Raw genomic sequence first — 14,040 nt, forward strand, 5'->3', positions numbered from 1 at the left:
GTTCGATCCCTTGAGTTGTGGGGGCAGGTGGGCTCGAGCGAGAAAGTGGATAGGATACCCCCATGCGCCTCTGGTCCCTGCACCCCCGGTATCTGGATTCCAAGGGTCTGGTTGCCTGCTGGCGCGAAACCCTGCTGGCGCAAAAGGTCCTTGGTGGCGACACCGTTGGCTACCGAAACCACCCCCAACTGACACGGTTCCGTACCGGCGGCGACCCGATCTCCTTGATCGGCGCCTACCTCGAGGGCGTTGCTGCCGAGGCCGATTCCCGCGGCTACCGATTCAACCGTGCCCTCATCCTGGAGCCGCACGCCCCACTCACGCCGCTCCTGACCGTGACCGCCGGCCAGCTGGAGCACGAGCGCGAGCATCTGCTGGCCAAGCTCGCGGTCCGCGCGGTCGGGCTCGTGCAGACGGTCCCGATGCCACCCGAGACTCATCCGCTCTTTTCAACGATTCCCGGCCCGATCGAACCGTGGGAAGTTCCGTAGCCGGACATAACGAAGCGCGGCACACACCAACGTGTGTGCCGCGCTTCGCGGGAATCTGCCGGGGCCTTAGGCCTGGGCCGGATCTTCGACAACCAGCGGGTAGACGCCGTTCTCGTCGTGGACTTCGCGGCCGGTCACCGGCGGGTTGAAGACGCAGGCCATGCGCAGCTCGGAGGTGGCGCGCACGGTGTGCTTCTCGTTGCCATCGAGCAGGTACATGGTGCCGTCGGCCAGATCGTGGACCTCGCCGGTCTCCTCGTTGGTCAGCGTTCCCTCACCCTGCACGCAGTACACGGCTTCGATGTGGTTGGCGTAGTGGAACGTCGAGGTGGTTCCGGCGTAGATCACGGTGTCGTGGAAGGAGAAGCCGACTCCTTCGCGGGCCAGCACCATGCGGCGGCTGCGCCAGGTCTCCGACTTGATGTCGCGCTCGGTGTCGTTCAGGTCATTGCGGTTGATTACCTGCATGTGTTGTCCTCCTGGGGAAGTTTGGGGAAAGAGTGTGGTGTTCGGGGAGCGAAGGCTTAGACGGCGGCCAGGGCCGGCTGGCCGGTCACGGTGCGCACGGCGTTGCCGAGCACGGTCAAACCACGCTGGAGTTCTTCGGCGGTGATGGTCAGCGGCGGCATGATCTTCAGGACTTCGTCCTCCGAGCCGGAGGTCTCCACGAGGAGGCCGTTGGCGAAGGATTCGGCGGCGACCTTCGAGGCGATCGAGTGGTCCGGGAAGACAACGCCGGAGAGCAGGCCGCGGCCGCGGAGCTCAGCGCCATCGACCAGGGCGACGATCTCGGACAGGCCATCACGCAGGGCGGTGATGGTGCCGGCCAGTTCGTTCTGGAAGTCCTGGTTGGCCCAGTACTTCTTCAGCGCGGCAGTCGCGGTGATGAAGGCCGGGTTGTTGCCACGGAACGTGCCGTTGTGCTCACCCGGGCCCCAGATATCGAGTTCGCGCTTGAACAGCGTCAGGGCCATGGGCATGCCGTAGCCGGAGATCGACTTGGAGATGCACACGATATCCGGCTCGATGCCGGCTTCCTCGAAGCTGAAGAACGTGCCCGTACGGCCGCAACCGGCCTGGACGTCGTCGACGATCAGCAGGACGTCATGGCGCTTGAGCAGCGTGTCCAGGTTGCGCAGCCATTCGGCGCGGGCGGCACGCAGGCCGCCTTCACCCTGAACGGTCTCCACGATGACGGCAGCGGGCTTGTCGACGCCGGAGCTGCTGTCCTCGAGCAGGTGCTCGAGCCAGACGAAATCGGCCTGTTCGCCTTCGAGGTAGCCGTCGAAGGGGATCCGCGAGCTGTTGGCCAGCGGAACGCCGGCGCCTGCGCGCTTCATCGAGTTGCCGGTCACCGACAGCGCACCCAGCGTCATGCCGTGGAAGGCGTTGGTGAAGGAGAGGACGTTCTGGCGGCCGGTCACCTTGCGGGCCAGCTTCAGCGCGGCTTCGACGGTGTTGGTGCCTGTCGGGCCGGGGAACATCACCTTGTAGTCGAGCTTGCGCGGCTCGAGGATGAGGTCCTGGAAGGTCTGCAGGAAGTCCCGCTTCGCCGGGGTCATCATGTCCAGCGAGTGGACGACGCCACCGCTGGTCAGGTACTCTACGAGCGGCTGGGTCAGGGCGGGGTTGTTATGCCCATAGTTCAGTGCACCGGCACCGGCGAAGAAGTCCAGGTATTCCTTACCGTCTTCGGCGGTCTGCGTGGCGCCGGAAGCGGTCGCGAACACTGCGGGCCAGCTGCGGCTGTAGGTGCGAACCTCGGATTCGCGGGTTTCAAAAATGTCAGTCATGGTCATTCCCTTTCAGAGGTCGATGACAGGCTTCAGGAGGGCGCAAGGCATCGCGGTGATGCCCGGGGCGCCGGAAGTCGTGGTGGGTACTAGCCCTTGGAGTTGCTGGACGCCAGGTTCAGCGTGCGCAGATCCGCATCCAGTCCCAACGGGGCGATGCGGTACAGGTACTCGGTGTCGTGGCCGTCCGGGTACATGCCGGGGGTGAACAGCGGCTCGCGCTCGCATTCGGCCTCATGGCGTTCGGCAAAGCGCTGGAACAGGTGGTTCGACGCACCGTTGTCTGCCGTGATCGTCGTTTCCAGACGATCGGCATGGGTGCGCTCGGCCAGCTCATCAAGCATCTTGGCGGCCAGGCCACGCTTCTGGAATCCAGCGCCGACGGCGACCTGCCAGATCAGCAGGGTTCCGGGCTCGTCGGGGCGCATGTAGCCGATCACGAAGCCGGCTGGCTGGCCGTCAATGACGGCCATCAGCGAGCTCTGCGCGAAGTCGCGGCACCAGAGAAGGTAGTAGTAGGAAGAGTTCAAGTCCAGCACTTCGGAATCTTTGGCCATGTTCCACATGGCTGCTCCGTCCTCGGTGGCTGGGTGGCGAAATGTAGCCTCGGACTGTGTGTTTGCGAGTTCATTTTCCATCCCTACAAACCTAACGCGCTCAGGATTTCGATCAAGCCGGGGTGTGGCGATTTGACACGGATTCGGCCCGAGAGGACACTTTCGCCGCACCGACCCCATTCGGAGGCATCCCAAAGCTGCCAAGGGATGCCGCCGAGCACCCCGTGTTGTTTTGACCCGCTAGCTATCGTTACCTGTTCGTTATATGACCGGAGCCGTCGTTGCGGGGTTTTTCGTCCTCCAGGGGGCCTGCGGGCAGACCGGGGACCGCGGGCTCGACGCCGGCAGAGGCCACCACGGCGGTGGTATTGCGGATGAAAACCACGAGCCAGGCGAACACGATTCCGGCCGCTGCGAGCTCGAGAGCCGTGAGGTTGTAGTACTGCAGCGGACGCCACAGGGCCGCTGCCGCCACGAGCGCGCCGACCGCCAGATAGGTGAGCAGAAAGAAGGCCTTGGGGAACCCCGGTAGCCACAGCGGAACCCCGGCCAGCAACACCAGCAGGAACACCGCGAGGACCCGCACAAAGAATGTATGCACCGGCTCGAATGTATTGACGGGGAACAGTCCGATGCCGACCATGCACACCCCGCCGGCGACCAGGCAGGTACGCACCACCCCGGGGCGGGGGCGCATGAGCCGGTGAACGCCCAGGGTCCGGTGCCAGCGCCGGGCACCCGACTCGTCGTGGCGTTTGGCGGCGGCGACGACGTCGGCCCATTGCTTCAGGTCACGCGTGATGAACGCGGAGAGTGTGGTGAGGATGATCCCTGAGGTCGTGATGGTGGTGTTGAACGTCCAGAAGGACGTCAATCCGGCTTGCCCGGTGCCCAGCTCGCTGAACATGGAGTGCCACCACAGCGGGTTCTCCGCATACAGCATGCTCACCAGCATCCCGGAGGACATGAAGACCGCCAGCATCACCGACAGGGCGATGGCGGTGATACGCGCCCCGGAGATATATCCGAAGTAGCCAGCGACACCAGCGGAAACAGCCAACATCACCGTTCCGGCCACCGGATCCACGGTCAGGCCCGAGAATGCCTGCTGGAAGAGGCGGAAAAGCACCAGGGCGGACATCGTCGCGATCGAGGCGTGCACCACCAGCAGGGCTGCGACGTCGAGGATCTGCCGGATGACCGGACGCGCACCGAGCCACAGATGGACGGTACGGATGTTCTGGACGTATCCGGCCACGAATCCGGCACCGGCCATCACCCCGGAGACCACCGAGGCATAGATCGCCACCGACCCGTCCCCGGCCAAAGGTGGCCGGTATCCACGAAACGCGATGGCACCGACGATGACGGCCAGGATCCCCGCGACGACACCGGCCCAGATCGACCGGGATTCGATGTCCAGTTGGCGCCGGGCAGCGCCGGGCGTTCCCTGGTCCTTCATCGGTCGGGGGCCTCCTGACGGCTACCACGGGGCGGGGGTGTTCACCTCGATTCTGTCATGGTTGCCTCTGCGGGGAGGACGCGTCCGGGTGCCTCAGTGGCCGATGAGTTCGCTGGGGATCAGGAAGCGGGTGCGAAGAACTCGAGCGCGTTTCCGTCGGGATCCACAAACGAAAGCCCCGAACCATAGTGGGCTTCGACGATTTCGCCGTGCTTGATTCCCCAGGTGTCCAGCTGATCCCGCCAGCGCACGAGTTCTTGATAGTCGGCGCATCCGAAACCGACATGGTCCATCCCTGCTCGTCGGGCGTCGAACCGGTCGTTGGAGTCCGTCCCCGGGTGGAAGTGCAGCCCCAGCAGCATCCCACCGTCCAACGGATAGACCTTGTGCCAGAAACCGCCAGCGTCCTCATCCAACACGGGCGAAACACCCAGGAGCCGTTCGTACCAGGCCGAGCTGCGGTCCAGGTCTGTCACGGTCAACGCGACGTGGGCGATGGGAGGAAAAGTCATGGGAACTCCTTAGTTTGTTGATGGGGGCAGCTTCGTATACCAGCCGTCGGATCCGGTCTGACGGTAAGTGAGGCAAGGAAATTGGTTCCAGCCCAGGCGACTGGAGAGGTGAGCATACTGGCCGGGTTGTCTCAGCAGGAACCCCAGCCTGACGAAACATCTCGCAATTGTGGCCTGCCGGCCACCCGCCGGGGACTTCCCTGGCACGAGTGATCTGTCCTCGCCAAGGAGCGCGGGTACCGGGTGGCCGATGGTCCCAGGCTCCCTGCGCCACGGGTCGGCCACCGGCTTGCAAGGTCGGGCCTCAGCCGTCGATGAGTTCGCTGCGGATCAGGAAACGCTTGCCTTCCGGAGCCTCGAGAGAGAAGCCCCCGCCCCTTCCATCAACGACATCGACGGTGAGCAGGGTGTGTTTCCAGTAAGCGAACTGTTCCTTCGACATCCAGAAATCGATATCACCCAGCGGGGTGCCGTCGTCGTCCTTCAGTCCGAAGACACCTAGGCGGATATCGGCGTCGCCGGTGATGAAGTCCCCTTCCGGGAAGCACATCGGCGATGAACCATCACAGCATCCACCCGACTGGTGGAACATCAGCGGCCCATGGCGGGCCCAGAGGCTGCGCAGCAGCACCTGGGCGTCGGCGGTGAGCCGGACGCGGGTGAAGTCCTCACCTTCGATGTCGGGGCGGGCATCGAGCACGGTATCCACGGTGTTCTCCTTCTCCTCAGGGGCCGAGACCCCGGCCCGCAACCGCTGGATTGCGGTTCCGGGCCGGGGCATGACGGCCGTGTTCCTTCCCGGAAACCGTTTAGACGGTGGTCCCCGTGTAGTCGATGACCACTCGGCCGTCGATCTTGGCATGACGCATCTCGTCGAAGACCGCGTTCACGTCCTCGAGCGGACGGGTCTGGAACGTGGGCTTGATCTTCCCTGCCGCATAGAACTCCAGGGCTTCGATCATGTCCTGCCGGGTGCCCACGATGGACCCCCGGATGGTCAGTCCCTTGAGCACGATGTCGAAGATAGGAGCGGGAAAATCCCCCGGCGGCAGTCCGTTGAAGACGATCGTACCGCCACGCCGGGTCATGCCGATGGCTTGACCGAACGCGTCGGGATGTACTGCCGTGACCAGTACCCCGTGGGCTCCGCCGGTGGCTTCCTGGATGGCTTCCACTGGATCGGCGGCAAAGGCGTTGACCGTTACTTCGGCGCCGTGGCTGCGAGCCAGGGCCAACTTTTCCTCGGCGACGTCGACCGCGGCGACCCGCATGCCCATGGCAACTGCATACTGCACGGCGATATGCCCGAGCCCGCCGATCCCCGAGATGACGACCCACTGGCCTGGCTTGACCTCAGAGCGCTTGAGTCCTTTGTAGACCGTGACTCCCGCGCACAGGACCGGGGCGATCTCGTGGGGATCGGAGCCTTCCGGAATGTGGGTGGCGAATTTGGCCTCCACCAGCATGTACTCGCCGAACGATCCGTCCACGGAGTATCCCCCGTTTGTCTGGGATTCGCAGAGTGTCTCCCAGCCGGTGCGGCAGAACTCGCAGTTCCCGCAGGCGTTGGCGAGCCAGGCGTTGCCGACCATATCGCCGACCTTCACCTCGGTGACGCCTTCTCCGATCTTTTCGACATAGCCGACGCCTTCGTGTCCCGGGATGAGCGGAAGTTTCGGTTTGACCGGCCAGTCGCCACCGAGCGCGTGCAGGTCGGTATGGCAGACGCCGGAGGCGATCAGCTTCACCAGGGCCTGGCCGGGGCCCGGCTCTGGAATTTCTGCCGTGGCGATGTCGATCTCGTTGCCGAACTCGTGGACGATGGCTGCATTCATGGTACTCATGGTGTTTCCTGCCTTTCGGGGTTCGCAGGTTCCGGCGTCGGTGCCGGAATCCGTGGACTGCGGATAGGGAAATGAGTGGTTTAGAAGAACCCTTGCTTGTCCTGGGCGTAGGAGACCAAGAGGTTCTTGGTCTGCTGGTAGTGGTCCAGCATCATCAGGTGGTTTTCCCGTCCGATGCCCGAGGACTTGTACCCGCCGAAGGCCGCGTGCGCCGGATAGGTGTGGTAATTGTTCACCCAGACACGGCCCGCCTGGATCTCGCGTCCGGCGCGGTAGGCGGTGGCCCCGTCACGGGCCCACACCCCGGCGCCAAGGCCGTAGAGCGTATCGTTGGCGGTCTTCAGCGCGTCATCGTAGCCGCTGAAGCGGGCCACGGAGACGACGGGTCCGAAGATCTCCTCCTGGAAGATCCGCATCGAGTTGTCGCCGGCGAAGATCGTCGGCTGGACGTAGTAGCCGCCGGACAGTTCGCCCCCGAGGTCGGCGCGGGCACCGCCGGTCAGGACCTTGGCGCCTTCCTGCTTGCCGATGTCGATGTAGGAAAGGATCTTTTCCAGCTGGTCGTTGGAGACCTGGGCACCCATCATCGTGTCGGTATCCAGTGGGTGGCCCTGCTTGATGGCTTCGGTCCGTGCAGTGACGTCGCCCATGAACTTGTCGTAGATCGAGTCCTGCACCAGGGCGCGTGAGGGGCAGGTGCAGACCTCACCCTGGTTCAGCGCGAACATGGTGAACCCCTCCTGGGCCTTGTCGTAGAACGCATCGTTCTGCGCGGCGATGTCCTCGAAGAAGATGTTCGGGCTCTTCCCGCCCAACTCGAGGGTGACGGGGATGAGGTTCTGCGAGGCGTACTGCATGATCAGCCGACCGGTGGTGGTCTCACCGGTAAACGCGATCTTGCGGATCCGCTTATTGGAGGCGAGCGGTTTGCCGGCCTCCGTGCCGAATCCGTTGACCACATTGAGCACGCCCGGTGGGAGCAAGTCCGCGATCAACTCCATCAACACCAGGATCGACACCGGGGTCTGCTCGGCGGGTTTGAGCACAATGGCGTTGCCCGCGGCCAACGCGGGTGCCAGTTTCCAGGTCGCCATCAGGATCGGGAAGTTCCAGGGGATGATCTGTCCGACCACACCTAGCGGTTCGTTGAAGTGGTAGGCGACGGTGTTCTCGTCGATCTGAGAGAGCCGGCCTTCCTGCGCGCGGATGGCCCCGGCGTAGTAGCGGTAGTGGTCCGCCGCCAACGGCAGGTCGGCATTGAGGCACTCGCGGATGGCCTTGCCGTTGTCCCAGGTTTCGGCGACGGCAAGCATTTCGAGGTTCTCTTCGATGCGGTCGGCGATCTTGTTCAGCACGGCGGCCCGCTCGGCGGGGCTGGTCCGGCCCCAGGCTGGTGCCGCCCCTTCGGCCGCATCGATGGCTGCTTCGATGTCCTCGGCCGTACCTCGGCCGACTTCACAGAAGACCTTTCCGGTGATGGGGGTGATGTTCTCGAAGTATTCGCCCTTCACGGGGGCCTTCCATTCACCGCCAATGAAGTGCTCGTAACGGGGCTTGAAGTCCAGTAGTGCCCCATCGGTTCCGGGGGCGGCATAGACGGTCATGACAACTCCTTTGTTGGCTGCCGGTGGCACTGCCGGGCCGAGGGCCCGGCGCCACGATGGCGGGTTCTGCGTGATGTGGATCACGTTACATAAGGAGAGGTTGCACCCACGTTGCACCGTCACCGTCCGGCGTTCAGGCCAGTTCGACTTCCAGCCGCTGCAGGCGGGCCACGACGACCGAACGCCGAGGTGAACGCGCCGGAAGGACCTGCAGGGCGGTGCGCAGGCCTTCAACATCGGCGCCGGCTTCGGGCAGCTCGAGGTAGTCCAGCAGCGTGTCAGGGTCCGCGTCATTGAGCATGGCTTCCCGCAGGGCGCCGGCGACCTCGAGCCTGATGTCGATCACCCCGGGGGCTTCCGAACGGGGCAGGACCGGCCCGGCATAGGCGGCCAGGGCCTCGCGAAGCCGGCCGGCCCCAAGGTGGCGCAGGACATCACGGGCATCCATCGTGACGGCCGGACCGATGCGGTAGGGACGGGATTCCAAGCCAATCCGTGGTGCTTCGGGACCCAAGGCCTTGCGCAAGCGGACCATTTCGGCCCGGACGCTGACTTGTTGGCCGGCATCGCCGAAAAGAAGTTCGGCCAATTCCGCCGCATCGAGGCCGCCGCGGCTCCAGCCCAGCAGGGCCAGGATTTCGGCATGACGACCGCCCAGGAACTTGCGAGGTGCCATGCCGTCGAGCATTCCGGCGTCTGGGCCGAGAACCCTCAACCTGGCGGCGGCCGTGGCGACCGGAACGGCCAGGCGCCGTCCGCGGGCAGCGCCCTTCAACGCCTCGACATGCAGTTGGGCTTCGGCGGCGGCGACAGCAGCCTGCAGCAGGGCCAGTGAGTGGCTGGCGACGGCGTCGTCATGCCCGGTCAAGTCCACCACGCCGAGCAGCCGGCCGGTCAACGGACAGTGAATGGGCACTGCGGAACAACTCCAGCGGTGGGCTTCCGGGCTGAAGTGTTCGGCCCCGCTGATCTGGACTCCACCGCCGGTGACCAGCGCCGTCCCGGGAGCGGAGGTTCCTACACAACTCTCCGACCAGTCGGCACCAGGAACGAACGCCATGCGCTCTGCGGCGTTCTTCGCAGAGGCATCCCCTTCGACCCAGAGGAGGTGTCCGGCGTCGTCCCCTACCGCAACGAGTAGTCCGGTGTCCTTCGCCGGTTGAATCAGGAGGCGGTCAAAGACGGGCATGAGTGACACCAGCGGATGGCTGCGTCGGGCTTCGGCCAGCTCTGGGTCGTTCAAGCCGCTGACCGCACCGGCCCCTGCCGGGTCCCGGTGAAAGCCCAGCGAACGGACCCAGGAGTCGTGCACGACGGGGCGCAGCCGGGGGAAGTCGGGTCCCTGCAGCGCAGGCAGCGACGATCCTCCCGATGAGAGACGGGCGTGGGCAAGCTCGGCATACTGCTGAAGCGCCGGCGATGCCGGTGAATTCCAAGCCATGAGGCAACACCACCCTGCATCCGATGAACGTGAGCGTCGAGCCATTCCTCGCCACGGGCACCGGGAAACAGAACCACGTTTGTGGCCCATGACACATAGTCTAGGGTCAGGGCCCGGAGATTGGATAGCAGTGCAGCCGACGGCCGCGGCCCCTACTCCGACGAAAAGCCGTCGAGGTCGTCGGGAGTCCCTAGGGTGTCGGGGTACACATCAAGAAAGCGACGCATCGTCTGGAGGAAGGCGGCAGCATCATCGGGCCCCAGCTTCTGAAGTGCCGCTTCATAGGCGCCCAGACTCGTGACCAGGTCCTTCTCGAAGGCCGCCACACCTGACTGGGTCGCGAAGAAGACGTAGGCGTTCCCACCTTCAGGGCGCGAACGCCCGAGCAATCCGGCAGCATGCGCCGCATTGACCTGACGGTTCACGGTGGATTGCTCCAATCTCAGGTTCTCTGCGATCTCGCGCAGCGTTCGAAGCTGCCCATCGGAGAACAGCCACAGGATGCGCAATTCGGAGGTACTCAAATGCAGATGGGTCTCCAGCGCTCGCCGCTGCAGATCGAGGCTGGCGAGGTAACTGGCCAGAAGGCGGGCCCGCGAAACATCCGCAACTTCGGGCAGTGGCCACCGCTCGCCCATGCGCGTCTCCGTGTCTCGTCGATTAGGTACGTCTCTCGCAACGTGTGTAGTCTGCACAACTTACCTTATGTAACTTACACACCCAGACTGGGTCGGGTCCAAGCAACGAAAGAAGTACATGGAAGAAACAACGTCAACCGCCAACCCCCCGCAGGAAGTGTCCACGGGCACAGCCCGACATCCCCTGTTGGCGGTCGTCGTGCTCGGCTTCTCGAGCCTGTGCGCAGCACTCACGCAATCGCTGGTCATCCCGATCCAGCCGGACCTACCCGACCTGCTGGACACCTCGGGGAGCAATGCCGCCTGGGTCGTGACCGCCACGCTCCTCGGCGGGGCGGTAGCCATGCCGGTCGCGGGCCGCCTGGCCGACATCAAGGGCAGGAAGCCCGTTCTGGTGGTCTCCGCGCTCGTCCTGCTGCTCGGCTCACTCGTTGCCGCCGTGTCCAGCGCATTCATCCTCGTCGTGATCGGCAGGATCCTCCAAGGCCTCGCCATGGGGTACATCCCCGTGGCCATCAGTTTCGCCCGTGAGTTGTCGGCTCCCAAGATGAGAAATGCCGCAGTCGCCGGCATCAGCGCGACGCTGGGCGTTGGCGGTGCACTCGGCTTGCCGCTGGCCGCATGGATCTCCCAGGAATACGACTGGCACGCCCTCTTCTGGCTCACGGCAGGGCTGGGCGTCGTCGTCACCATACTTTCGGCCACGGCATTGCCCCACCGAGCCATCCAGCACCCCGCGACCTTCGACGCCGTCGGCGCCCTTGGTCTGGCGGCCGGCATCGTCGGCATTCTCGTCGGGGTGTCCAAGGGCAATGACTGGGGCTGGCTCTCCGCGGGAACCCTCGGCTCGATTCTTGGGGGCCTGCTGATCCTGGCCCTCTGGGGTGTCTACGAGCTCCGACATGACGAACCACTGGTCGATCTGCGCTCCACGGCCCGGCGCCCCGTCCTGCTGACCAACATCGCTGCGGTCCTCATGGGCTTTGGCATGATGGCCCAGTCCATCGTGATTCCACAGCTACTCCAGATGCCTACCTCCACCGGCTTCGGCTTGGGACAGAGCGTCCTGGAAGCCGGCCTCTGGATGGCACCTGCAGGGCTGATGATGCTCCTGTTCTCACCGATCTCAGCGGCACTGATGACTCGGTTCGGTGGCCGCAACACCTTGGCCCTGGGGGCCTTTGTCATGGCCGCCGGCTACGGTTTCGCGTTCCTTCTCACCGACGCCCCCTGGGAACTGATGCTCGCCTCCTGCATTGCCTGCGCGGGGATCGGCATCGGCTACGCCGCCATGCCGATCCTGGTCATGGACAACCTACCGGCAGCGGAAGCCGGGTCTGGCGTGGGCGTCAACGCCCTCATGCGTTCCATCGGCACGACCAGCGCCGCTGCGGTGATGGCCATCGTCCTGACCAGCAATTCGGTCCCGCTGTCGCCCGGCACCACCCCGGTCCCCACGCAAGACGCCTTCAGCCTCTGCTTCATGATCGGCGCTCTCGCCGCCATTGCCGCCGGTGCCGTCACCCTGACCATCCGTCGTCGTCGCCTGACCGAACCGATGGTCGAGGAGCCCGAGAGGGTCTTGGAACCCGCCGCATCCTGAACCCGGAGCCTCCGCCGCCCGGCTCCTGGTGACCCAAGGAACAGGCGCGGCGGGGGCTGTGGATGCGCTGTTTGCGATGCTGCGGGCCCGCGAAGACCACCAAAACGTTTTGCTCGTCGGGACTCGGTTTGTGTCTGCCACTTCTCGTCGCCTAGCATGTCGCTTTCGATCCGTTGAATGCTCAGGAGAATCACATGGCTGTTGAATACGATGAGGTCCGCCCGGACGTTGCCGAGCGCGACGAGGAGACCCTCAAGCAGGTCAAGCAAATTGACGCTCCCAATAAGAAGACCGCCGTTGAGGAGCTGGACGAGGAAGAGCCCCTAGATGGCGACGAACTGCCCGGTGCGATCATCGACGAGGAACTCGTCGTCCAGGTGCGCCCGCAGGCCCAGGACGAGTTCACCTGTGGGGAATGCTTCCTCGTTCGCTACCGTTCTCAGCTCTCCCGCACGAAGGACGGCATGATGATCTGCAAGGAATGCGACAGCTAATCCCGACGAGAAGAAATTCCACCGTCCGCGAACGGTCGCACACCCCTCGCTAGCGTCTGCCGGTCACGCGGTGCAGGCCTCGTTGGAGCAGCCGGCGTCCCTCCGGACCCAGTGGGCATCGGCGGAGCCGGTGTCCTCCCAGACGACATGTCGATGCTGTCCGCAGGAATCGCACGCCGGGGCCACGTAGGCAGCCTTTTCCTCATCGGTATATGCACGGTAATCGCCCACTGCTGCCTCCAGGTATCGGTCCCTATGGCGCCACTCTATGCCCGAAGCCGAGGCGACGGTAGCCCTCCCGCCGCCGCGGCACAGTTCGGTGCTTAGCCTCGATCGCGCAGGCGCATATAAAGGTTGAAGGCCCCGGTCACAGCCTTGTTCAGCGGGTAATCCCACTCCCCCAGCTCCTGCACGACGTTGCAGCCCAAGGTGGTCTTGAACAAGGTCAGACCAGCCAGGTGGTGTCCCTTATCCAACGTCGCCGAAACACCGCCATGGTCCAAGAAGGTGCACCCTTCGGCCAGCGAATCTGCAATCATGCGGTGGATCAGGGCCTTGGGCGCGAAAAGTTTTCGCTCGATGGTGGACGAGGCACCATAGACATACCAGGCACCCTGACCACGGGAAACCCTGATGGCCGCAGCGAGGTCCTGCCCCTCGTGGACGGCGAAGTAGACGCTACAGGTCCCGGGAGCGTGCGCGTTCAGCGCCTGCATCATGGTGGTGAAGTACCCCACCGGTCGCCCGGTGAAATCGTCGCGTTCAGCGGTCTGCCGGTACAGCGCGTGGAAGCGTCCAATATCTTCGATCCCGCCGACCTGAACCTCGAGCGGGCCGGAGGCCGCCTTGCGGGTCTCCCGGCGGGCGTTCTGGTTCATTTGGCCCAACACCCCGTCGATATCCAGGGCCTGGCCATCGGCTCCGACAAGCGGGATGCGAGCCACAAATTCGGGCTGGCCGGTGTTGAAGTCTTCGCTGACTTCCTGCTTCGTCCACCCGAGTTCACGCAGTTGATCGGCGAGCGCGGTCGCCCGGTCATCGGTGTGCAGCGGGTCCAGCTCGGTCATCAGCGAATGCCCGCCGGCCGAGAGCGCCTTACGCACGGCTGCGGCGGCCCAGCTGCGGGTGATGACCGGCAGTCCCATGCGGACAAGGAAGACCCTGCGGGTTTTGAAATGGGCCAGCATGGGGGCCATGACATCTGAGGGGTTGAGGGTGCCCCATTCGGCGACGGGCCCTTCGGGCAAATAGGCCAAGGTGTACTTCAGGACCGGAACCGGCCGATGCAGTACTTGAACAGAGGCCCGCAGGGCGCCTTGCTGGTCAAACCAGCCAAGGTATTCGGCACGCCATTCACTTTTGACCCCGGCCCACGCGGGCAGCTGCATAAAGCTGGATTCGGAGTGTCGGGCAAGGTGTGCAACGTGGTCGGCTGCGGGGATCTGGCGGACCGAGAGCTGGGTGGATGTCACGCCGACCAGTGTAGCAACGCGGGCCCGCGCGGCCGCGGCCCCACCCCGCATCGAGCGGCACCAGGATTGCAGACTCCGCGGAGTGGGGACACCACCATCACGTTTTCGCCTTCGTACCCCTATGGGGTA

General features: G+C 64.6%; 15 protein-coding genes. 3 read left to right on the forward strand and 12 right to left on the reverse strand.

The annotated features are described in order from the left end of the window. Positions 1–62: 62 nt before the first annotated feature. Complete coding sequence (locus tag CIK75_RS13980) at positions 63–491, forward strand: pyrimidine dimer DNA glycosylase/endonuclease V (protein ID WP_096224505.1); 429 nt, start codon at positions 63–65, stop codon at positions 489–491. A gap of 66 nt (positions 492–557) precedes the next feature. Here the strand turns inward: CIK75_RS13980 and CIK75_RS13985 are convergent, their stop codons facing one another. From CIK75_RS13985 to CIK75_RS16365, 10 genes are all read right to left on the reverse strand, one after another. Continuing rightward, entirely contained in the window at positions 558–959 is a 402-nt protein-coding gene (locus tag CIK75_RS13985; protein ID WP_086996663.1) for an ectoine synthase, read from the reverse strand. A 56-nt stretch (positions 960–1,015) separates the two neighbouring features. Beyond that, the gene (gene ectB, locus CIK75_RS13990; protein ID WP_086996792.1) at positions 1,016–2,284 is read right to left on the reverse strand and encodes a diaminobutyrate--2-oxoglutarate transaminase; all 1,269 of its coding nucleotides are present in this window, start codon (positions 2,282–2,284) and stop codon (positions 1,016–1,018) included. Positions 2,285–2,373: 89 nt separating this feature from the next. After that, positions 2,374–2,922, reverse strand: coding sequence for a diaminobutyrate acetyltransferase (ectA, locus tag CIK75_RS13995; RefSeq protein ID WP_096224506.1), 549 nt, complete (start codon positions 2,920–2,922; stop codon positions 2,374–2,376). Between the two features lie 169 nt (positions 2,923–3,091). Beyond that, positions 3,092–4,303 carry a hypothetical protein gene (locus tag CIK75_RS14000; RefSeq protein ID WP_096224507.1) on the reverse strand — a complete coding sequence of 404 codons (1,212 nt, stop codon included), beginning with the start codon at positions 4,301–4,303 and terminating at the stop codon, positions 3,092–3,094. Between the two features lie 119 nt (positions 4,304–4,422). Then, entirely contained in the window at positions 4,423–4,815 is a 393-nt protein-coding gene (locus CIK75_RS14005; RefSeq protein ID WP_096224508.1) for a VOC family protein, read from the reverse strand. Positions 4,816–5,119: 304 nt separating this feature from the next. Beyond that, the gene (locus CIK75_RS14010; RefSeq protein WP_086996675.1) at positions 5,120–5,524 is read right to left on the reverse strand and encodes a DUF779 domain-containing protein; all 405 of its coding nucleotides are present in this window, start codon (positions 5,522–5,524) and stop codon (positions 5,120–5,122) included. 100 nt (positions 5,525–5,624) lie between these two features. Continuing rightward, on the reverse strand, positions 5,625–6,659 hold the full coding sequence (adhP, locus tag CIK75_RS14015; RefSeq protein WP_096224510.1) for an alcohol dehydrogenase AdhP: 1,035 nt from the start codon (positions 6,657–6,659) through the stop codon (positions 5,625–5,627). Between the two features lie 80 nt (positions 6,660–6,739). Continuing rightward, complete coding sequence (locus CIK75_RS14020) at positions 6,740–8,263, reverse strand: aldehyde dehydrogenase family protein (RefSeq protein WP_096224511.1); 1,524 nt, start codon at positions 8,261–8,263, stop codon at positions 6,740–6,742. 133 nt (positions 8,264–8,396) lie between these two features. After that, positions 8,397–9,704 (reverse strand): GAF domain-containing protein, encoded by a 1,308-nt coding sequence (locus CIK75_RS14025; protein WP_096224512.1) that lies wholly within the window; start codon positions 9,702–9,704, stop codon positions 8,397–8,399. Between the two features lie 152 nt (positions 9,705–9,856). Beyond that, entirely contained in the window at positions 9,857–10,342 is a 486-nt protein-coding gene (locus tag CIK75_RS16365; protein ID WP_198962452.1) for a MarR family winged helix-turn-helix transcriptional regulator, read from the reverse strand. A 118-nt stretch (positions 10,343–10,460) separates the two neighbouring features. Here CIK75_RS16365 and CIK75_RS14035 point away from each other — a divergent pair, with 118 nt between their 5' ends. Both CIK75_RS14035 and CIK75_RS14040 read left to right on the forward strand, forming a co-directional pair. Then, the gene (locus tag CIK75_RS14035; RefSeq protein WP_096224513.1) at positions 10,461–11,945 is read left to right on the forward strand and encodes an MFS transporter; all 1,485 of its coding nucleotides are present in this window, start codon (positions 10,461–10,463) and stop codon (positions 11,943–11,945) included. Positions 11,946–12,139: 194 nt separating this feature from the next. Beyond that, a complete protein-coding gene (locus tag CIK75_RS14040; RefSeq protein ID WP_086996687.1) occupies positions 12,140–12,439 on the forward strand; it encodes a DUF4193 family protein in 300 nt (99 codons plus the stop codon). 63 nt (positions 12,440–12,502) lie between these two features. Here CIK75_RS14040 and CIK75_RS16370 read toward each other — a convergent pair whose 3' ends face one another. Next, positions 12,503–12,670, reverse strand: coding sequence for a hypothetical protein (locus CIK75_RS16370; RefSeq protein ID WP_179204248.1), 168 nt, complete (start codon positions 12,668–12,670; stop codon positions 12,503–12,505). Positions 12,671–12,762: 92 nt separating this feature from the next. Further along, positions 12,763–13,911, reverse strand: a complete 1,149-nt coding sequence (locus tag CIK75_RS14045) for a peptidoglycan bridge formation glycyltransferase FemA/FemB family protein (RefSeq protein WP_241895470.1) — start codon at positions 13,909–13,911, stop codon at positions 12,763–12,765. Positions 13,912–14,040 lie beyond the last annotated feature (129 nt).

This window comes from Glutamicibacter sp. BW78, assembly GCF_002332245.1.
Lineage (GTDB): Bacteria > Actinomycetota > Actinomycetes > Actinomycetales > Micrococcaceae > Arthrobacter_H > Arthrobacter_H rhombi_A.

Excerpts from the sequence above, each read along its gene's own strand:
- CIK75_RS13980 (WP_096224505.1), top strand. The coding sequence starts at position 63 with ATGCGCCTCTGGTCCCTGCACCCCCGGTATCTGGATTCCAAGGGTCTG.
- CIK75_RS13985 (WP_086996663.1), bottom strand. The coding sequence starts at position 959 with ATGCAGGTAATCAACCGCAATGACCTGAACGACACCGAGCGCGACATC.
- ectB (WP_086996792.1), bottom strand. The coding sequence starts at position 2,284 with ATGACTGACATTTTTGAAACCCGCGAATCCGAGGTTCGCACCTACAGC.
- ectA (WP_096224506.1), bottom strand. The coding sequence starts at position 2,922 with ATGGAAAATGAACTCGCAAACACACAGTCCGAGGCTACATTTCGCCAC.
- CIK75_RS14000 (WP_096224507.1), bottom strand. The coding sequence starts at position 4,303 with ATGAAGGACCAGGGAACGCCCGGCGCTGCCCGGCGCCAACTGGACATC.
- CIK75_RS14005 (WP_096224508.1), bottom strand. The coding sequence starts at position 4,815 with ATGACTTTTCCTCCCATCGCCCACGTCGCGTTGACCGTGACAGACCTG.
- adhP (WP_096224510.1), bottom strand. The coding sequence starts at position 6,659 with ATGAGTACCATGAATGCAGCCATCGTCCACGAGTTCGGCAACGAGATC.
- CIK75_RS14020 (WP_096224511.1), bottom strand. The coding sequence starts at position 8,263 with ATGACCGTCTATGCCGCCCCCGGAACCGATGGGGCACTACTGGACTTC.
- CIK75_RS14025 (WP_096224512.1), bottom strand. The coding sequence starts at position 9,704 with ATGGCTTGGAATTCACCGGCATCGCCGGCGCTTCAGCAGTATGCCGAG.
- CIK75_RS16365 (WP_198962452.1), bottom strand. The coding sequence starts at position 10,342 with ATGGGCGAGCGGTGGCCACTGCCCGAAGTTGCGGATGTTTCGCGGGCC.
- CIK75_RS14035 (WP_096224513.1), top strand. The coding sequence starts at position 10,461 with ATGGAAGAAACAACGTCAACCGCCAACCCCCCGCAGGAAGTGTCCACG.
- CIK75_RS14040 (WP_086996687.1), top strand. The coding sequence starts at position 12,140 with ATGGCTGTTGAATACGATGAGGTCCGCCCGGACGTTGCCGAGCGCGAC.